Source organism: Telluribacter roseus, from assembly GCF_017355915.2.
Lineage (GTDB): Bacteria > Bacteroidota > Bacteroidia > Cytophagales > Spirosomataceae > Telluribacter.
Genome location: NZ_JAFEUV020000017.1, coordinates 90,741 through 111,318 on the forward strand (window position 1 = coordinate 90,741; position 20,578 = coordinate 111,318).

The 20,578-nt window shown below is 49.5% G+C and carries 12 protein-coding genes; 6 read left to right on the plus strand and 6 right to left on the minus strand.

Annotated elements, in window-relative coordinates:
• Positions 1–97 precede the first annotated feature (97 nt).
• From JTN23_RS22735 to JTN23_RS22745, 3 genes are all read right to left on the minus strand, one after another.
• On the minus strand, positions 98–2,815 hold the full coding sequence (locus JTN23_RS22735; RefSeq protein WP_247237373.1) for a c-type cytochrome: 2,718 nt from the start codon (positions 2,813–2,815) through the stop codon (positions 98–100).
• A gap of 317 nt (positions 2,816–3,132) precedes the next feature.
• Positions 3,133–4,644, minus strand: coding sequence for a RagB/SusD family nutrient uptake outer membrane protein (locus JTN23_RS22740; protein WP_247237374.1), 1,512 nt, complete (start codon positions 4,642–4,644; stop codon positions 3,133–3,135).
• Positions 4,645–4,681: 37 nt separating this feature from the next.
• Positions 4,682–7,768, minus strand: coding sequence for a SusC/RagA family TonB-linked outer membrane protein (locus tag JTN23_RS22745; RefSeq protein WP_247237375.1), 3,087 nt, complete (start codon positions 7,766–7,768; stop codon positions 4,682–4,684).
• 808 nt (positions 7,769–8,576) lie between these two features.
• Here JTN23_RS22745 and JTN23_RS22750 point away from each other — a divergent pair.
• Entirely contained in the window at positions 8,577–9,821 is a 1,245-nt protein-coding gene (locus tag JTN23_RS22750) for a flavin-dependent oxidoreductase (protein WP_247237376.1), read from the plus strand.
• Positions 9,818–10,282 carry a DUF3237 domain-containing protein gene (locus tag JTN23_RS22755; protein ID WP_247237377.1) on the plus strand — a complete coding sequence of 155 codons (465 nt, stop codon included), beginning with the start codon at positions 9,818–9,820 and terminating at the stop codon, positions 10,280–10,282. The genes JTN23_RS22750 and JTN23_RS22755 overlap by 4 nt, the downstream gene beginning before the upstream one ends.
• A gap of 276 nt (positions 10,283–10,558) precedes the next feature.
• On the opposite strand, the gene JTN23_RS22760 is transcribed toward JTN23_RS22755, so the two are convergent.
• From JTN23_RS22760 to JTN23_RS22770, 3 genes are all read right to left on the minus strand, one after another.
• Positions 10,559–11,479: a hypothetical protein gene (locus tag JTN23_RS22760; RefSeq protein ID WP_247237378.1), complete on the minus strand. Its 921-nt coding sequence runs from the start codon at positions 11,477–11,479 to the stop codon at positions 10,559–10,561.
• A 166-nt stretch (positions 11,480–11,645) separates the two neighbouring features.
• Positions 11,646–14,477, minus strand: a complete 2,832-nt coding sequence (locus tag JTN23_RS22765) for a 3-keto-alpha-glucoside-1,2-lyase-like domain-containing protein (RefSeq protein WP_247237379.1) — start codon at positions 14,475–14,477, stop codon at positions 11,646–11,648.
• A 59-nt stretch (positions 14,478–14,536) separates the two neighbouring features.
• Positions 14,537–15,463 (minus strand): DUF6807 family protein, encoded by a 927-nt coding sequence (locus JTN23_RS22770; RefSeq protein ID WP_247237380.1) that lies wholly within the window; start codon positions 15,461–15,463, stop codon positions 14,537–14,539.
• Between the two features lie 208 nt (positions 15,464–15,671).
• Here JTN23_RS22770 and JTN23_RS22775 point away from each other — a divergent pair, with 208 nt between their 5' ends.
• The 4 genes from JTN23_RS22775 to JTN23_RS22790 all read left to right on the plus strand — a co-directional run.
• Positions 15,672–15,932 carry a hypothetical protein gene (locus tag JTN23_RS22775; protein WP_247237381.1) on the plus strand — a complete coding sequence of 87 codons (261 nt, stop codon included), beginning with the start codon at positions 15,672–15,674 and terminating at the stop codon, positions 15,930–15,932.
• An 18-nt stretch (positions 15,933–15,950) separates the two neighbouring features.
• Positions 15,951–17,009, plus strand: a complete 1,059-nt coding sequence (locus tag JTN23_RS22780) for an SDR family oxidoreductase (RefSeq protein ID WP_247237382.1) — start codon at positions 15,951–15,953, stop codon at positions 17,007–17,009.
• A gap of 45 nt (positions 17,010–17,054) precedes the next feature.
• Positions 17,055–18,197 carry an aldo/keto reductase gene (locus JTN23_RS22785; protein WP_247237383.1) on the plus strand — a complete coding sequence of 381 codons (1,143 nt, stop codon included), beginning with the start codon at positions 17,055–17,057 and terminating at the stop codon, positions 18,195–18,197.
• A gap of 1,012 nt (positions 18,198–19,209) precedes the next feature.
• The coding region (locus tag JTN23_RS22790; RefSeq protein ID WP_247237384.1) for a tetratricopeptide repeat protein at positions 19,210–20,578 on the plus strand (1,369 nt) is incomplete at its 3' end.

Here is a 20,578-nt window from a genome sequence, read left to right on the forward strand (position 1 = left end):
GTAGCAGTAGTTAACAGGTGAACTAATGTGCAGCAGAGCTATCGTAATGTAAAAAGACAGAGCTGTATTAGTCAGCTCTGTCCCTGGTAAGCTTTTGTTATCTTCCTCCGGTGCTCTTGGCAGCCGAAGCCGAGAACGAAGGATGCTTTTCGTTTCCTCCGGCCATCAGGTAGGCCATCAGGTCTTTCAGCTCTTCTTCGTTCAGACTGTTGATCAGTCCGGGAAGCATGATCGAAACGGCCGAGTACTTGCTCGACACTACGTCTTTCTTAGGTACCTTCATCAGCATATCGGGCGCGAATGGATTCTGCGACACGTAGTAGTTTACTTTATCCTCGTTGGTGACGCGTCCTACTATGGACTCTCCATTTTTGAGTACCAGCTGGGTAGCTGCGTACTGATCCGAAACAGCTTTGTGCGGGTCAATGATGGCCTCCAGTACATCCTTGGTGGAGAATCGGGTAGCCAGCTGAGACAGCTCCGGTCCGATGTTACCACCTTCGCCTCCAATCGCATGGCAGCGGCTACAGGTAATGGCGTTGTACATGGCCTTGCCCTGGGCAAAGTTCCGCCCTGTCAGTTTACCATCTACCGCAGTAACGGCCTCATCCAGTGCCCATCTACGGCCGGGACCTTTGGGATATACTGCCTTAGCCAGATCATTTCCGTTTTGGGTTAACAGATCACCACCCGATAGCTTATCGTAATGAGCCAGTCTGGATTCAGATACGTTCTGAAGGGCCATCTTACGGGCTTTATCAATAAATCCGATATAGCTGCGTCCTCCCTGGTAGCTGAATGCCTTACGGAACCACTTAAAGTAGCGGTCGTGCAGCTCGGGAGTCCAGCCGGTTTTGGCCTTGCTGAGCGCGGTAGCCAGGTAGGTCTGCTGAGCCGGTGGCATCTTCTCGAGCATACCGGCGATATCCAGTCCGTACTGCGGGTTGCGCATGATCAGCTCAGCGGATGAAGTAGCGGTTTCGCCTCCGGCTGTAGCAGCGCCAGGCTGCTCCTTCGCTTCCAGCAACGCCAGTGTCTTGGGTATCACACCGGGAGCCTCTACAAATACCAGTACCTTGGCGAACAGGCGGTTCAGCTCATTCGATTTGGTCGGGTACTTAGGGTTCAGGTAAGCAATTACCTGCGACTTGGTAGCGGCATCAGGCTGTCCCATACGGGCAAATACCAGCTCAACGGCCCGAAGCAGATCTATCTGTTGCGACTCATTCAGTGCAGCATAGTTAATGCCAGTCACTGCCTTCAGTATAGCGTTCTTCTGATCAGCTCCACCTTGGCGGGCCAGGGCGATCATCGCGTTAGTCAGGCGAATGGGGTCTTTCTCGGCCAGAGCTTTTGCCTGCCATTCAGCTACCGGCTGGTGCTCTACGGCCAGACGGGCCGCATAGCGGATAAAGCGGTCGGGGTTGTTGAGGTGAGGCCAGGCAGTCGTTATAGCGTCCTTGTTGGGTCCGCCGGTATGGAACTTCTCCAGACTTCTCCGTAGTTGGTTTGCCTGATTGATGGTTGGCGCGGCTACTGTACTGTTCAGAGGCTCCTTGCCATCGTAGTAAACCCGGTACAGATCCGACTCCAGGCGGCGGCCACCGGTCAGGAAGTACAGCGCACCATCCGGCCCGATTACACCATCCGTCAGCGGTAGTGGTATACCCGACAGGAACTCTTCGTGGTCGGCAGTATAGGTAGAGCCTGAAGGCTTCAGGTGAAGAGCATGCACGATACCAAAGCTCCAGTCAAAGGCCAGCAGGGTATTCTTGTACTTAGCCGGAAACTTAGCGTCACGGGTATGCAGCAGGTTGGTAGGTGAGCCTTGTCCGATGTTGATAACCGGAGGCAGGTTGTCAGGATACGTAGCCGACCACTTGCTGTTACCGGTCCGCCAGCCAAACTCACTGGCACTGGTAGCGTGTACGATACGGGTCGGGCGGTACCAGGGCATACCAAAGTCCCACTCCATGTCAGCGTCGTATACAAACAGGTCACCGTTTTCGTCGAAAGTCATATCGTAGGCGTTGCGGTAGCCGGCGCTGATCAGCTCCCACTTCTTCCCATCCGGATCCAGGTTAGCAATCCAGCCTCCTGGTGCCATGCGATCATTGGCGTGGCCGCGGGGGTCTTTGATCAGCGGGAAGATGTTATCCTCCTGCCAGTTCTTGGGCAGACGGTACGCATCCATCGGAGGTACATCCGTATGGTTACCGGCTATTACGAACAGCGACTTCTTGTCGGGCGACAGGATAATGCTGTGCGGTCCGTGCTCACCATGCCCCACAAACTCTTTCATCATCGTTACCTTGTCAAACTGATCGTCGCCATCGGTATCCTGAAGGCGGTACAGTCCACTGGTGCGGGGCAGCGTTTCGGTAACGCGGTTATTTACTACTACGTACAAGCTGTTGAAGGCGTACAGGAGCCCCTGCGCCGTACCCATACCCAGCGTATCGGTAGCATTGCCGATCTTTAGCTTCTCTACCTCAGGCTTGGTCGAGCCCGAGCCCAGGGCGGGTATCTTGATACGGTACAACGCGCCGTACTGGTCGGAGGCAATCATGCGTCCTTTATCATCAAAAGCCATGGAAACCCATGACCCCTGACCATTCTCGGACGGGCTATACAGGTGATCGGCCTTGAAACCGGGCTGGAGCTTAAGCTTCTCCACCTTCGGATTATCGATGCCCGTGTGGGCAGGCTCCGTTTTGTTGATCTGGGTATACGAAGCGCCCAGTATCAAAACCACTCCCAGGCCCAGCATGGACTTAATGGCGGTGGTACTGGCGGATGAATTCTTGTTGAACATAAGATGGGATGTTAGGAAATTCCGGATGATTCTTCCAATGCCTTACTGACAGCTTCTTGCTACATTTACCCTTAACCGGTCAGTAAGTTACTTTGAGGTACTTTCCACAAATGCGGCACTGGTAAAAGGTGCCCCACATACAGAAATACTTATAAAATTCCTGTTAATACTCAAATTCAGGCTTTACGTAAAAATTACATCTCCCGGAGGAGGTACAGTGCTGGCCTTATCAAAATCTACTGCATCGCATGTGATAAGGTGATTAAATCAATGACAAGCTGGCTCGCCAGGGCATACCAGCTTGTCATTCGATAGTCTTAGAAGTGCGGGGTCAGAGCTGCCTCAACGGCCGGCAGCGGATAGTATACCTCCAGATTGGTAAAGGCATTGGGTGGGGGCACAGCACCAGCAGGGAAGTAGTACGCCTGTGGGTTGGCCTTGAGACGGGCTCCGTAAGCGGTAATTACTTCATTGACCATACCGGTACGCACCAGGTCAAACCAGCGCTTGTTTTCAAAGGCCAGCTCCACACGACGCTCCTGCATAATAGCTTTACGCATATCAGCCTGCGAAGAGGCTACCGTAGCTGCCAGTCCGGCCCGGGCCCGTACCTGATTCAGGTAAGTAGCTGCCTCGCTGGCTTTGCCCTGCTCATTCAGCGCTTCGGCCAGAAACAGTAGTACTTCGGAATAGCGGTATACGGGCCAGTTCTGGCCTGTGTTGTTGTGTTGCGAGTGTGTCCGGGCATACTTCTTAATGTATGGATACACCTTGTCCTGCCGCAAGCTTTGGCTTAGTGTAACATACCCGATTGAGATATCCTTACGCTTGTCACCCGGTTCGTAGGCAGCAATCAGGTCCGGCGTCGGAACGTTATTATTTTCACCCGAGATAGCTTGCGGATTTGAGGTGCCCGTAATAGGCTTTAATTCGTCAGCGGTGATGGGCGCGGGTATAAATCTGTAGATCTGGTTTCCGTTGAATCCGGCCGCTCCTTCCATGTACTGTACCTCAAAGACAGACTCCCGGTTGTTCTTGTTACCTGCTGTAGTTGAGAAGGCATCGTTGTAATCCGGCATCAGGGCGTACTCGCCGCTGTTGACGATTTCCATCAGGACCTTTTCAGCTTCCGCCCATTTCTTCTGGATCATGTACAGGTTAGCCAGTACTGTTTTGGCAGCTCCCGATGTAGCCCGGCCTGCTTCCTGCTTCGACTTGGGAGGCAGTAGCTTAGCCGCTTCGGCAATGTCCTTTTCAATCTGAGTATAGAGCTCGTCCGTGGTAGCCAGGGGCGCAGCCGCCTCTTCCCGGTTGGGTACGGGCTTCAGGTGCATGGGTACTTTACCAAACAACCGGACTAATTCGAAGTAAGCAAATCCCCGCAGGAACAGGGCCTGGCCCTTCAGGTTATTCTTCGACTCGGCCGCAAACTCTACATTATCAATAACCGACAGGATTTGGTTGGCCCGGGCAATGATCTGGTAGTTCAGGCGGAAGGCAGCCAGTACAATGGTATTAGCTGTCATACCACCTGCCGAAGGAACCGCAAAGTCGGCTATGTTTTCGGTATTCTCAACGGCCCCGAAGAGTATGTTGCGCGCATAGTAGGTATTGTCGGAGTGCATCTCCCCCAGAGCCCAGGCTGTCTCATTGTATATAGCTCGTAATGGTACATAGGTGGCATTGACAGCTTGTTGGAAGTCGGCCTCTTTGGTGAAGAAGGTAGCCGAGCTAAGCGCGGTTTCGGGTACTACAGTCAAAAATTTATCAGTATTGCAACTCGTCACGGAAAAACCGATCAGACCCGCTAGTATGATGATCTTTTTCATTCTGTATTCGTATAAGGATGAAAAATGGATTAGCTAATTAAAAATTCAGGTTAACCCCAACCGTATAGGTACGTGGAACCGGATAGTTAGAGAAGTCAACGCCCTGGCTCAGGTTACCGCCATCGCCGTTACCATCGCCCTGAGCACTGGTTTCAGGGTTAGGACCACCCCAGTACTTGGTGAATACGTATACCTGCTGGGCCGATGCGTACACGCGGGCTGACTTGAAGAATTTGTTGAGAGCACCGAAAGTGTAGCCCAGCGTGATGTTCCGGATGGTGAAGAATGAGGCGTCAGCCAGGAACTGAGTACTGTTCCAGTCGCGCTCGATACCGGTGAAGTTACCTCCTCCGTTAGTAGCACCAAACATACCTGCACCAGGCGTTATTACATTCCCGTTCTTGTCAACCCGGAAGCGATCCTTTACACCAGCCACCATGTTGAACACACCATCCAGGTTAGCCGTACTGTACAGGTGGCGCACCCACAACTGATTGCCGTGTGAACCGGAGCCCGTAATGGACATATCCCAGTTGCCGTACTTCATATCGTTGGTGATACCATAGGTAAATTTCGGAAACGGATTACCGATAATGGTCCGGTCGTCGGCATCACCCCCGTAGGTAATCACGCCATCGCCATTCACGTCACGCATCTTAATAGTACCGACCGCTGAGCGACCCGGAATGATAGGCGACGTTTTGAGTTCTTCCTGGCTCATGTAGTAGCCTTCCTTCACCAGACCGTAGAACTGGCCAAAAGGCTTACCTACCTGTGTAATGTGGAAAGTACCATATACCCGGTCGATGCCCGGTGCCAGTGCTACTACCAGGTTGCGGTTGAACGAAATGTTGGCGTTGGTGGTCCACTTCAGTTTACCCACGGTGTTGCGGGTAGTTAGCGAGAACTCATGTCCCCAGAACTTAATCTCACCAATGTTGTCGTTGAAGTTGGTAAAACCAGACTCCTGCGGCAGCTGTACTGCATATAGCAGGTTGGTAGTACGCTTGGTATAGAAGTCGTAGATAAACTGGATGCGGTCGTTCAGCAAGCCCAGATCCAAACCTAAGTCAAACTGCCGGGTAGTCTCCCAGCCTAGATTAGGGTTGGCAATGGAGGTTACAACCGCTCCTGTACCTACTGTATTTCCGAATACAGCGTTGACGGTATTGTTTACCAGGGCGTACTGCGTGTAGTTACCGATGTTGTTGTTACCGATCACACCGTAGCTGGCGCGTACTTTGGCAAACGAAACCTGCTGAACAGGCTTGAGGAATTCTTCATCTGACATAACCCAACCCACCGATGCCGACGGAAAGGTACCCCAGCGGTTGTTGGCACCAAAGCGCGACGATCCATCCGAACGAATAGCCGCCGTAAAGAGATACTTGCCTTTGTAGTTATAGGTCAACCGTGACAGGTACGATAACAGTCCCCACTCATTGACCCCGTTGATGGTACCACCCCGGTTGATGTTGAGCGCCCCCTGGATAGTTGGAAGACGGTCATCCGCGTAGGTATCAGCCTGTACACGCGTCACTTCCTGGCTAAAACGCTGCTGCGTAAAACCTGCCAGCAATTCGAAGTTATGGTCATTGTTAAAACTCCGCGTATACGTTGCCAGGTTTTCATTCAGCCAGGATATGTTCTCCATTCCCTGCCGGATAGACACGGCCAGTGTCGGAATGGGTACGTTGATCTGGCTGGTAGCCGTAGATGGGTTGAAGAAGAAGAACTTGGAGTTCAGGTATTCAACGTTGAAAGTTGATCTAAGCGACAGCCCCGGAATTGGTGAGTACTGTATGTACGCGTTACCCAGCAGGTTGGTGTTCTTTGTTTCGTTGGTCAACTCATTCGCTGCCCGTACCCAGTTTGGATAGGCAAAGATGTTTCCGGTACTTCCGGGGAAGCGATTCACCAGGGTCAGCTCACCGTTATTATCGCGGATAGGCATAACCGGCCAGGTATGCAGGGCATTGAAGAGAATACCCGTACCCCGGTCACCATCTGTACGTGGAGTGTTGTCATATACGTACGAAGGCGCTATGTTGAAGCCTACTTTTACCGTATTGGACAGGTTATAGTTGGAGTTCATCCGCAGCGAATAACGCTTGTAGGTGTTGTTCAGCACGACCCCTTCCTGGTTAAAGACGCCCGCCACCAATGAGGTACTTGATCGCTCCGTGTTATTAGAGATACTCAGGTTGTAGCTCTGAACGGGTGCTTTGCGAAGTACGGCATTGTACCAGTCGTTGTCTTTGTTGGCCCAATCCGACGGATTCTGAAACTCCTGTGGTACTGCCTGGCCCTGATCTTCGTAGTACTCTTTCTTGAACTGAGCAAACTCCTGGGCGTTCAACATTTTGACACGACCGCGCTCAGGCACGCTCTGAATACCTCCGAAGGCATTAAAGCTGATGTTGGTTTTGCCGGGGGCCCCTTTTTTAGTGGTAATGAGCACTACCCCGTTAGCCGCCCGCGAACCATAGAGTGAGGTCGAAGCCGCATCTTTCAGAATGGAGATATCCTCGATCTCATCCGGGTTCAACTGAGCAATATTTCCGGTAATAGGGAAACCATCAATTACATACAGCGGATCGCTACCTGCCGATACGGACACCTGGCCGCGGATACGGATGTTGATACCCTGGCCCGGTTTACCGGTAGTCTGGTTGATCTGCACCCCCGCCAGACGTCCCTGAAGCTTCTGGCCGATTTGCGAAACCGGCAGGTCCTTGATCTCTGCCGCCCCTACGGTCTGTACCGATCCGGTAATTTCCTTCTTCAATTGACTACCGTATCCCACTACCACCACCTCAGAGAGCGACTTGGTATCAGCCCCCATCTTTACGTTAATGGAGGTCTGGTTATTTATACTCACCTCCTGCGATGCAAAACCTACGTAAGAGAATACGAGCGTTCCTGTTGCATTAGGTACCGTCAGGGTATATTCACCCCCAGGTCCCGTAGTGGTACCGGTAGTGGTACCTTTTAGTACTACACTTACTCCCGGCAGTCCCTCGCCGGCCTCATCCGTAACAGTTCCTCTTATAGTAACAGCTACCGCAACGGCCGAGGTACCCACGGGCAACGCCGCAGCAGCCAGCGTGCCTGTATGAACCATACATGCAGCCAAAGCAGGATATAGTATTAGCTTGCGAAGTTGACTCCTGGTACCATACAATTGTAATTGTCGCAATTCGTTCATAATTTTGACAGGTTTTATTTTGTGAGAAATAAGACAATAAGGCCCTGCTTCATCTTTTGGATGAATCTCTTGAGACGGGATACGGGCGGGGAATATCAACCGACAGTGGTGGCACACTGTCGGTTGTTCTTTTTATAAGGGAGACCTTATACTATTATCATAGGCAATTATTTTTTCGTGCATTAAGCGATTTGAATCGAATTTCTATCAGAAGTTAAACGACTATCCAGTTTTACTTATCAAACACCGGCCGATTGTGTGAACGCTACGAAAGATTTGGCACTTTACCGGCTCTACTGCTTCTATTACGCTTTTTTATACTATCCGAAACTCCTTTATTATTTTTCAAAGCAGCAGTTTATTCGCCTATTTATATAATCCCATTTAAGCATTATTAAGTGCTATTTACACCCGATACTTGCTTTTACTATCCTGTAGTGTCAGGTGGATTAAAATTATTTCTTACACATCGGCTTCCCGACCTCTTCTACTTCTTCTTTCAACCTGATACTAAGCGGGCTACTACAATATCTTTTTGTAAGGCCGCCTGAATTATGGCGAAGCAGGAGTCGGTAAGTGGTTTTGAGGGTGGTACAGTTCACTAACGGGTAGGCACATATTTAATAAGCTCACCTTATCAGCAAAGAAGAAAATATTATTAGATTTTCTAAATTATTTATTGCCTTTTTGCAAGTATGACTCTATAAATAATGGAACAACTACTGTGAAAGCGATCATCATTGGTGGAGGTATTGGAGGCCTTACCACGGCCCTCTGCCTGTACGAGGCGGGTATCGAAGTACAGGTGTACGAATCGGTCCGGGAGCTTCGACCGTTGGGTGTGGGCATCAACCTCCTGCCCCATAGCGTACGGGTACTTACCAACCTCCAGCTGGAAGAAAAGATTGCTCAGATGGCCGTCGAAACCTCTGACCTGGTATACTTTAATAGATTCGGGCAGAAGTTCTGGCAGGAGCCCCGCGGCAGGCATGCCGGCTACCACTGGCCCCAGTTCTCTATCCATCGGGGCGCGTTTCAGATGCTGCTGCTGCAAACCGTACGGGAACGCATAGGCGAAGACGCTGTACGTACCAATCATCATCTGGAGTCATTTGAAGAGACGGCAGAAGGCATCCGGGCTACCTTTGTAGACCGCGAGACCGGTCAGGTACTAGGTACCGATCGGGGCGACCTGCTGATCGGCTGCGACGGCATTCACTCCGTAGTACGCAAGCAGCTGTATCCGCAGGAAGGCGGCCCCTGCTTCTCGGGCAATGTGCTGTATCGGGGCACTACCCGAATGCAGCCGTTCCTGAATGGTACCTCCATGGTTATGATCGGCTCCATGATGCAGAAGATGGTGGCCTACCCTATCAGCCCTGACCTCGACGCGAATGGCCACCAGCTGATCAACTGGGTAGCTAACCTGAAAGAGTCTGACACCCAGCTCATGACCATCCGCGACTGGAACCGCCCTGCCGATCAGGACTGGCTGGTGCGGAAGTACCAGCACTGGACCTTTGACTGGCTGGATGTACCTGCCATGATTGCCGGAGCCGAGGCCGTGTATGAGTTTCCCATGTCAGACCGCGATCCGCTCGATCGCTGGACCTTCGGCCGGATTACTTTACTAGGTGATGCTGCTCACCCGATGTACCCCATTGGCTCCAACGGTGCCTCCCAGGCCATACTGGACGCGGAGGTACTTGCTGATTGTCTCCAAAGTACCAGCGACATACCCACTGCCCTGCGGGAGTACGAGCAGAAGCGCCTGCCGGCAACTTCACAGGTGGTACAGGGCAACCGGCAGAAAGGGCCCGACCAGATCCTGGACATCATGGAAGAGCGGGCTCCCAACGGCTTCACTGATCCGTACGAGGTATTCCCCTACGCCGAGATGGATGCCATCATGAGCCGCTATAAGGTTATAGCCGGATTTGATAAGGAAAGCCTCAACCAGAAATCATGACCGTGGACAACATACAACTTGAATTTGCCCTGGAACTACGCGTGACCGTAGCCGCTATTGAAGAACTGGGCCCCACTCCCAAAGGACTACGCCGCGTGATCCCCATTACAGGGGGTACCTTCGAAGGACCGGCCATTCGGGGCGAGGTAGTTCCCGGTGGCTTCGACTGGCAGATCGGCCGCGCCGATGGGGTTACCGACCTAGAAGCCCGCTACCTGCTCCGCACCGACGACGGCGTTACCATCACCATCGTCAACCAGGGCCTCAGGCACGGCCCCAGGGAGGTGATGCAGCGCCTTGCTCAGGGCATGAATGTAGACCCATCGGAATACTACTTTCGCTCCATACCGGTATTCGAAACCGCCGATGAGCGCTACGCCTGGCTCAACAAACACATCTTCGTAGCCACGGGCAGCCGCCAGCCCGACCACGTGCTCATACAGGTCTATAAAGTGTTGTAACCATGGAGTAGATGTAGCTCAGTAACAGATTTGTACCATATCTAATCAGAGTACTTCTGTCTTCTCTGGAGTACGATGCTACTGATCAAGAGTCTGTTCTTAAGCTGGAAAGGTACTATATATTTCTATCCTGTATATCTCTATACTGTTTCTCTTATTCTCTTAGCACAAGCTATACTTAGTACTTGTTAAATAATCGCTCCTCTTACCTGCTACGTTATTTAAACTTTGCTGCTTTCAATGTATTGATATAAGCGCTAATTAATATATCAGTCACTATTTTTGAACAATGAGACGATGTAGTTTGAATTGCTCCTCAATGGCAGGAAATAAAAGATCGGCAATCATTTTTTGCCCCTGAGAGTTCAGATGAATTATATCCAGTAGGTATTCATCTTTTTGAATATGGATATCCTTCACTAATGGCAGATTATTTTCGTTGCAGAACTTAATAATTTTTTGTCCCTGAGTATCATACGCTTTCTTTTCCATCTCTTCCTTCGACGCATGCAGATATACAATGAGGGGTATATCCAACTTTCTGGAAAGAGCCAGGAAATAACTCCATCCGGGGTTAAACTCTGCTGTTACTTTCTGGCTAAACTCCGGCAGGTCGTTGTCCGGCGAACTGTATACTCTGGGCAGGATTACCCTCTTATAAAACTCAATGATAGCCAGGGGCTGATTATGAACAGGCCTTGATGGATGGATTCCAATGTGCTTCATGAAATCCATAATATCACCCGCATCATGACTATTAAATACCAGACAGATCATCCTGGGGTTAAAATGGCCGTGCTTTTTTATGAAAGCCATACCGTTATCCGGTCCCCAACTACCTGCCGATATATTTAAAGTTTGAAAAGAATCGGGAGCATACAGCTTATTAAGGCGGGCCTCTATCAAGGTGGAGGCTAAGTTGTCATGAGAAACCTGATTTCCTCCATTAAGAATGCTATCACCTATCAAAAGTATCTTTTTCTTTGCCGAATCTATCGGCATACTCCTCATGCCTAAGCTATTCGTAAAGTAACGGTTCCGATATATAAGTACATCCTGATTAGACTTCTGGATATATTCGTAATTAAGGTCTTCTCTAAATAAGGGTACATTATGTAATCCTTGCCATCTTAATATAAGCTCTACAACTACGAGCCCTATCAATGTAGCAGTTATTAAAACCTTAGCAACCTTCATATATCTGCTTGCAGGGGAGTTATGGTAAACACAAATGTTCTAAAAAATCGCCTCTATATAGTGTATATGTGATAAAATGTTATCAAATGGTTGTATTCTAAGCTTCTCCCAGCTGGCTAAGTTTGATCTCGTGATCTGAGGCTTTTGCTTTGCAGTAAGACCACTACTACAACTCCCGGATCCTGATATTCTTCCACTTCATCAGGTAGGGACCTTTGCCGTCTATACCATGCATCTGCAGGCCAATAAAGCCTTCGGGATTGGTCTTATAAACGGCCTCATTGGTGAGGTCTTCTATGGGCTGGCCATTGAGCCACGTCTGTATGCGGGGGCCTTTAGCAACGATGCGTAACCTGTTCCACCCCTCGTTATTCAGGTAGTGGTGGCCGTTCTGTATCTTTTCCGGCGAGGAGAGCCAGCCCGTTCCCAGCGCCTCTCCATAAATAAGTCCCGTAGTGGGGGTACCCGGCCGGTGGTTCCGCTGCATTTCTACCTGCGGACCGTATACTCGTCCGGCCCGCTGGTCATGCCCTTTTCCGGTCGTTACCTGCTTGACTCTGGTCCTGATCTGGATACCTGAGTTGGTCACGCTATCCACCATGACGTCCAGCTCGAGCTCAAAGTCACTGAACTTTTGCCGGGTACTCAGAAAGGAATTGGGGCTGCCTTCCTTTGTTCGCCCTACGATGGCTCCGTCTTCCACGGCAAAGGTGTGGGTACCGTTGAGCTGGACCCAGCCGTTCAGGGTAGAGCCGTCGAAGAGATCAATCCAGCCCGTTTCTGCCCTTTTGGGTTCCGGCTGTTGCTTGCCTTCCGGCTCCGGCAGGGCGAAGGCAATAATGGAGTCACCGTATTTAGTACCGTTTTTGCCTCCGCCACCGGCGGCTATTACTACATACTGCTTGCCGTCGATCATGTACACGCTCGGGGTAGCATAGCCCCCTGCGGGCAACTGGTACTCCCACAGTACTTCACCCGTATGCGAGCTGAAGGCGCGGATTTTTTCATCAGGCGTACCGGCTATGAATACCACATCTCCGGCCGTAGCCACGGGTCCGCCAAAGTTTTTGGAACCGGTATTGCGAATGCCTTTGGCTACCAGCTCGGGATATTCGCCCAAGGGTACCTTCCACAGGATATCACCCGTAGCCAGGTCAATGGCATTGAGCGTACCCCAGGGTGGCGCAATAGCCGGAACTCCGTAAGGGTCCACAAAGAAGGGTGCCTCATTGGCATAGCGCGTTCGCCCGCCGGCCATTTCTTTCAGCTTTATTTCGCCGGGTCGGCTCTTCAGGAAAGCGACCAGATCATTTACCTGCGCATCATTGAACTGAGGGAATGCCGGCATCATACCACGGCCTGCGTGCAGCACAGTACGAATCTGTTCGTTGTTGAGCTTAAGGTGGGTAAGCGGAGGAAAAGCCGGCAAATTTCCCTGACGATTCGCTCCGTGGCAGGACGTGCAGTTTTTGTTATAGATCACAGCGCCACGCTCACCCGGCGTAGCCTTAGCCGCATTTTCATTTTCCTGATAAGGTACCAGTTGGTTAATAGTAGGTGCTTCATTGACATTGATGTACAACCGGTTGGTATACGGATCATACGAGCCTCCCCCCCACTCCATGCCCCCCTGGTGGCCCGGCAGGGTAATAGTACCCTGCTGGGAAGCAGGCGTATATAAAAATCCAGTTTTGTACTTCCTGAATTGCTTCAGGGCCGAAGCGCGGGACTCGGGAGTGATATTAGTCAGGTCGGCCTCAGTGACTATCAACCGGTTGAGCGGTGCCGGCTTCAGGGGGAATGGCTGGGTAGGCCAGGCTTCCTCGCCCGGTATATCTGAGGGCGGTACGGGCATTTCCACCACCGGAAACAAGGGTTCGCCCGTATCCCGATCCAGTACAAAAGTCAGTCCCATCTTCGTAAACTGTACTACCGCATCCCGGCTCTTCCCTTTGGAGCTGATGGTGGTCAGCATGGGAGCCGGAGGATTATCGTAGTCAAAAATATCGTGGTGGATGGTCTGGTAGTGCCACTTGCGCTCACCGGTAGTCGCATCCAAGGCCAGTACGCAGTTACTAAACAGGTTGGCTCCTTTGCGGTCTCCTCCGTAGATAAAATCAGCGGCGGCTGATCCGGTGGCACAAAAGACCCATCCCCGTTCTTCGTCCAGCGAAAAGCCCCCCCAGGGGTTGGCCCCGCCATAAGTCACTCCGTCTACACGCTTCCAGGTGTCATAGCCAAACTCGCCCTTCTGTGGTATCGTATGGAAGATCCATTTAAACTCTCCAGTTTCGGTGTCATAGGCACGGATGTCTCCCGGCGTTGAATCTTCTCCTTCGGGTACCCTCGAGCCCACGATCAGGAAGTTCTTGTACACGATGCCCGGCGTAGTGACCTCGATAGCCGCCGTGGCCGGATCGACGGGCAGATTCTTACGCAGATCAATAAATCCTTTCTCCCCAAACGACTCGATCAGAGCTCCCGTCTTGGCGTCCAGCGCATATACCCGGTCCTTCACAAAGTTAAATATCCGCTGCTTTCCACCCGTAGCATCCTCCCAGTAGGTAACACCACGGCTGCGCCCACGGAAGTCCTTTTTGTCCTCACTGTACTTGGCCGGATCAAATACCCACACCTGCTTCCCCGTGACCGCGTTCAGCGCCACGGCATGCAGCTTAGGAGTAGTGAAGTACATCAGACCATTGACGATGATGGGGTTGCTGTACATAGAGGGCCCCTTCGGGTCGCCGGTATGGTACTCCCAGGCCTTCTCCAGCTGGTGCACATTGGTAGCGTTGATCTGCGCCAGCTCGGCGTACTGATTGGCTTTTTTGTCCCCGCGGTAGATGGCCCAGTCGGTAAAGTTGTCATACTTATCCTTTTGGCCGCTCTTAGGAATGCTATCTAACCGGATTGTAACGGATGTACCTTCAGGAGCCTTAGGAGTATATAGGTACAGAAAAGGAAGGAGCAGGAAGAGGTACGTAACTGGTTTCATGTACTTTGATGTCAGTAATCAGTCAGAGAAAAATTAAACTACACGGAAAGGCGCCTGCCTTAGTAAGCCCGGACAAACTCCTTCCATTGTTGGGTCAATCCGGCATCTTTGAGGTCTCCGGTGTAGGCAATCAGCCGGTAGCGGATGGTCTCAGTTTGTCCTTTCTGGATCTTCCAGTCGCCCAGGATCTGTACAGAAGGTCCCACGCCCAGTTCATTATCTACCCGCCAGGGAGTAGGGAAAGCACGATTATCGGGGTGATCAAACATGGCGATGTGGGCCAGATCATCACGTCCCTCTACCTGAATGCCTACATCCGCCCAGATGGCGCGTTGGCCCTCCGCTTCCTTGTCTTTCTGCCCCACCGCATTGACTACCTCGCCCTTGTTTCCCGGTTTCCAGGGCATCCTTATAAACAGGCCACCGACGTAGAACTTACCCAGGTTAATATCTATGTGGGCTTTCCCCTTCCATTCCAGGTCCAGCAGGTACTTCCCGTCATGCTCCTGCATGGACCAGTTCTGGGTTTCGGTCAGGATCGTAGTACCTTTTTCATCGATCAGGTCATAGACGGTTTGCCACCTCACCTCCTCACCCTTTTTTCGGAGTACCGTAGCCGACACGCGGCGCCAGTAGTCGCCCTGCCAGTTCATAAAATAGTCGCGCCCATTGACAAGTTTCAGGCCCCAGTAGAGTCCGGTCTGGTGCAGGTGGTGCTTGGGCCGGTATTCGGTCAGCACGCCTTTTCCATCAGGCGCCACAATAGGGTGAATGTAGGGGCGGGTATCCTCTCTAGCATTCTGGGTCAGGATAGGTACCTTCTCCCCGGCCCGAAAAACCGATATAGTACCCGCCTGCTCATCGTGCTCTATCCGTAGGGTCTTATTATTGATAGTAGGTCCTTCTGCCGCATAGGCCGTTACAGGTACTATACCGTCTCCCAGGTAAGTAGCAATGGCAACGAATAGGATTATCTTCTTTATCATAGATTATAGGTACAGGCAAAACTCAATGCCTCTCAGGAACAGGTAGTGATCAGGTACTACTTTGGGGTACATGGGTACTTACTCCAGGTCAAGGTGCTTACCGGGAAAAGTAAAAGTCTTGAAAAACAAAAATTTTAAGGGAGGATGTCTTAAAATCTACTTGCGGAGAGTGGATGTTAGTAAGGGAGATAATAGTAGGTAATTACTATTGGCGCTGATATGGGGCAAGCTGTTCTCCATGGTGCCTTTGGTGCTGCAGAACCGCTTACAAAAGGTGGATGATTCCAAACAACTTATTCACCAACACAACCCAACCGATAAATTCCGCAACAGCTTTCTGAGGAGAAGCTTTTTAACAGCTACAAGCTCCTTTTCTAAAAACTACTTTACCTACTACCAGTTACAAAAGAAAGGTTTAGCCAAACGAGTGGCTATGGTCGGAGAAGCAGAACCTATTTCAGGATTGTAAACTACAACAGACAGCCGCATGAGCAGCAAAAAAACAGCATTAGTTACCGGAGGCAACGGTATTATTGGCAGTAACCTGGCCCAGTACCTTACACAGACTGACAACTGGGATGTCATTATTACCTCCCGTTCAAACCTGCATTATGAAAGTTCTGCAAAGTTTGTGGCACTGGACCTGACTGATCCCGTTGCGGTAGAAGCCAAAGCTGAAGAGCTGAAGTCGGTAACGCACGTGTTCTTTGGCTCGTATGTAGAGAAGCATAACCTGGCAGAACAAACCAGCACCAACCTTGCCCTAATAGAAAACCTCGTAAACGGTATCGAAAAGTTAGCCCCGGGCTTTGAACATATTACTTTCATCCAGGGCGGAAAAGCATACGGTGCACGCCTGGGCATTTACAAAACGCCGGCTAAGGAAACCGCCCTGCGCAGCTTTCCTCCTAACTTTTACTACAGTCAGGAAGACTTCCTTCGCCAGGCCTCACAGGGCAAAAAGTGGAACTGGACTGCCTTGCGCCCCGACATTGTGATCGGGTTTACCATCGGGAACCCCATGAACCTTTCTAATCTGATTGCCGCCTATGCCAGCATGTGTAAAGAGTTGGGCGTAGCCATGCGTTTTCCAGGAACTCCAAAAGCATACAAGGTGGTGGTGAATGTAACCGGCGTGGACGTACTATCCAGAAGCATGGAGTGGGCGGCCATCAGTGAAAACACCCGAAACGAAATATTCAATATCACCAACGGTGATGTATTCCGCTGGGAGCAGGCCTGGAAAAAGTTTGGTGACTTTTTCGGGGTGGAGATTGACGAGCCACAAACGTTTTCGATGCAGGAGTACATGGCTGACAAAGAACCGCTGTGGAACGAGATGGTGAAGAAATATAATCTGGCGCCTTACTCCCTCAACCAGCTGGTGCAATGGGGCTTTGGCGACTTTATCTTCAACACCGAGTACGATGCCTTTTTTGATGTGAACAAAGCCCGGCGCTTTGGTTTCCACGAAATGCATACCGACAGCATTGACTATATGCTGAGCGCGTTTCAGACGCTAAAAGATAAAAAGATCAATCCCTGATCATCTGTTCATCATCTGTACACCCACCATCACAACATGACAACCATGCTATCACGACGAAATTTTATGTCTAAGGCTGCCATCACAACCGCCGCCGCCACCTTCGCCCCTAACCTGGCCTCGGCCATTGGCACTGAGCAGGGGAGCAGTAGTACCCCTTCAGAATACAATCCCGGATATGAAAAAGCCCTGGCAGGCTATAGACTTCCTGCCAATTTCGGTCTTGGCGGCGTAGCAGCAGGCAATGCGTTTCATATTAACAGCAACGAGGAGATCGAAAATGCGATGGAAGCTACCTGGAACGGCGGCGTGCGCTATTTCGATACTTCTCCTTTCTACGGCTACGGGCTGAGCGAACGCAGGATGGGGCTTTTCCTTTATGGCAAAAACAGGGAAGACTATATTCTTTCCACCAAAATAGGCCGTGTGTTTGAGCCAGACCCCAACTTCAAGAGTAACCCAAACGACATCTGGAAAGGAAAACTCAACTTTAAGTTCAAGTACGATTATTCAGCCGATGGCGTGCGCAAATCAGTAGAAGACAGCTTACAGCGCCTGGGCCTCTCCAGCATCGATATCGTGTTCATTCACGACCTGTCGCCCGATAATGGCGATATGGGAGACAAGTGGACGAAGTACTTTGAGCAGGCCCGGAAAGGTGCCATGCCCGAACTGACGCGCATGCGGGAGGAAGGCATCATTAAAGCCTGGGGAATGGGTGTGAACCGAATAGATCCAATCTTAAAAGCGATGGAAGTGGCCGACCCGAACATTATGCTTTCTGCCACCCAGTACTCCCTGATAGAGCACGAAGACGCCCTGAACCGGCTGTTCCCGGCCTGCGAGAAAAAGAATGTGACAATTATATCAGGTGCTCCACTCAACTCAGGCTTTCTGGCAGGGAAAGACCGTTACAACTACAGCAACAACATTCCGGAGAAGCACCTGGCCAAACGCAAAAAGCTTACTGAAATCGCCAAAAATCATAATGTAGATTTGCGCACCGCTGCTCTGCAGTTTTGTGCAGCTCCCTCCATCGTCACAGCTGTTATTCCGGGAGCCAGCAGCGGGCAACAGGCAGCGGCCAACGTAGCGTCTATGAAAACCGTTATTCCGAAGGCATTCTGGGCAGAGCTGAAAAAGGAGAAACTGATAGCAGCCAATGCGCCTGAACCGAAGGTGGGTTGATGGTATATTCTGGGTTTAGGAGGTGCGTTTTACCTGGTAAGGTGAAGGCACCTCCTGAATCCAATTTTTATAAATGTCTGCTTATTCCTCTGGTACTTATGATATCACCTACAGCGGAGAGGCTATGGTTTGATAAGACTCTTGTCATGCAGTCAATAGTGATTCATCGCAAAACAACTACTTTTTTCCCACCCCCAACTTTTCGGACTAATCCTGCAAACCTTATTGAGCTGTTGGATAAGTAGAGATGAGGAGCACGTGCAAACCTGCGTGTAAATAAAAAAGCACTTACACCGCTATCGGATGTAAGTGCTTAATACTAAGGGCTCCCGAAGCTGAGGCCACAAAATTGATACAATATATTGATTATCAAATGCATAGTGCAACTATTTGTTTTAAAAGAAGAAATTGAATAACCGTTAGATAAAAAATAGCTACAACAGCATCACGTAACTATCTCTTCTTCATACATTTATACTGTAGCAGAAAGAAGCATACAGTATACAGCTTTGTAACATTAGGATCTTGGTGGAGTAGATAAAACTGCATTCGCTAACCTTTCTTTATTAGAATCCATTCTTTCATCTCTTGCACTCCCTGACGATGACAAAGCACTTATTTATCTAATACCTGCATTTCTAACATTCTCATGCTCCGATAATCCGCTGAATGAGATTGATCTAACAGTAGAAGGAAGCAAATATGATGTTTCTATAACCCAAGAAGGCACCAATGGATCTAATAAGGGAGTAGTAGATGTCAAAGAACAAAAAGTCAAAGCAGATTAAAAGCATTAGCCTCTTACTAATAAGGCTAATGCACCCGATGCAGAAGAAAGAGGCTCTTTTATAGAATGTTTTAAGGTTGATGACATAGTATTGAGTGTACTAATATCGCAATTAAATATTGGAACGGTGGAATTTTAACTGAGGGAAAAGCTCAAACCTAAAAAAGAAGGGGCATGAGAACGTTCATAATAATACTACTTGGCTTGTTAAGCTTTGCTAGTGCTATGGCACAAGACGAGAAGGATAGGAAGCCTTCTGGTAACCAAGCTAAGGTAAACTTTAAGGATAGCAATAATAACATAGTAAAGATCATCCAGGCAGGAAAGGTAGTGACTTATGATCTGACAAAAGATCAAGAAGCTCATAAGCTGTTGAGTTACCTCCGGAATATGCCTTCTATAACTAAGCAACTTGATCAACTAGAACAAGGGTTAAACCAGCAAGGAAGAACAACAAAGCAAATAGAGCATATTGTAAAAAGTCAGAACAAGCTACTTATAGAGATAGCTCGTCATATCTCCCAAGATGGGTTCATTAGCATTGAAACTTACAACCAAGGCTTAGAAAAATATGTGCTTGAGAATAATCAGCTTAAAGTAGAGCTTTCTCGGATCCAGGCTCAATATCAAAATACTGAATATGCAACTGTACTGAATAAAGCAGAAGAAATGTTAAAACAGCTAGACAATGAGGGATATCAACAGCTATTGGAAGAGTTTAAGCAGAAACGTAAAGCAAAAATACAGCAGGAAAAAAGGGAGATAGCTCAGGCTGCTTACCTGCAAGCTCAGAATAGTAATAACCATTTCCAGTACAACAAAGCCCTCAAACAAATTGAAGAAGCTATTGAACATGATATTAATAGCCCAAATTATGTTATTCTAAAAGGATACATTTTGGAAAACTTATACCAAATAGAAGAGGCTCTTAAAATATTTCTTACAATTAAAGAGAATTTATTGCAAGATACATTGAGAAGTGAGTTGTATAGTAATATAGGTCGTGTTTACTATATGAAAAACGAGCCAGACAAGGCCCTTGAATATCATAAAGAAGCATTAGAACTCAAAATTAAAATATTTGGCTCTGAGCATACAGAGGTAGCTTCATCTTATAATGACTTCGGTCTAGTTTATGATCTTAAGAAAGAGTATGATAAGGCTCTGGATTATTATAACAAAGATCTAAGTATCTCATTGAAAGTCCATGGCGCTGAGCATCCAAGAATTGCAGTCACTTACGTTAATATAGGTTGTTTATATAACTCTAAGCAAGAGTATGACAAGGCTATCGAATATCATAATAAAGCCCTGGCTATTGAGCTAAAAGCCTTAGGTGCGGAGCATCCGGCTGTAGGTTGGACCTACAGCCATATCGGCAGCACCCATAGCTCTAAGCAAGAGTATGACAAGGCTATGGAATATCACAATAAAGCCCTGGCTATCCGACTTAAAGCCTTAGGTACGGAGCATCCGGATGTAGGTTGGACCTACAGCCATATCGGCAGCATCTATAGCTCTAAGCAAGAGTATGACAAGGCTATCGAATATCACAATAAAGCCCTGGCTATTGAGCTAAAAGCCTTAGGTGCGG

Bases quoted from the DNA above. Each gene is read 5' to 3' on its own strand.
- JTN23_RS22735 (WP_247237373.1), bottom strand. From the start codon at position 2,815: ATGTTCAACAAGAATTCATCCGCCAGTACCACCGCCATTAAGTCCATG.
- JTN23_RS22740 (WP_247237374.1), bottom strand. From the start codon at position 4,644: ATGAAAAAGATCATCATACTAGCGGGTCTGATCGGTTTTTCCGTGACG.
- JTN23_RS22745 (WP_247237375.1), bottom strand. From the start codon at position 7,768: ATGGTTCATACAGGCACGCTGGCTGCTGCGGCGTTGCCCGTGGGTACC.
- JTN23_RS22755 (WP_247237377.1), top strand. From the start codon at position 9,818: ATGACCGTGGACAACATACAACTTGAATTTGCCCTGGAACTACGCGTG.
- JTN23_RS22760 (WP_247237378.1), bottom strand. From the start codon at position 11,479: ATGAAGGTTGCTAAGGTTTTAATAACTGCTACATTGATAGGGCTCGTA.
- JTN23_RS22765 (WP_247237379.1), bottom strand. From the start codon at position 14,477: ATGAAACCAGTTACGTACCTCTTCCTGCTCCTTCCTTTTCTGTACCTA.
- JTN23_RS22770 (WP_247237380.1), bottom strand. From the start codon at position 15,463: ATGATAAAGAAGATAATCCTATTCGTTGCCATTGCTACTTACCTGGGA.
- JTN23_RS22780 (WP_247237382.1), top strand. From the start codon at position 15,951: ATGAGCAGCAAAAAAACAGCATTAGTTACCGGAGGCAACGGTATTATT.
- JTN23_RS22785 (WP_247237383.1), top strand. From the start codon at position 17,055: ATGCTATCACGACGAAATTTTATGTCTAAGGCTGCCATCACAACCGCC.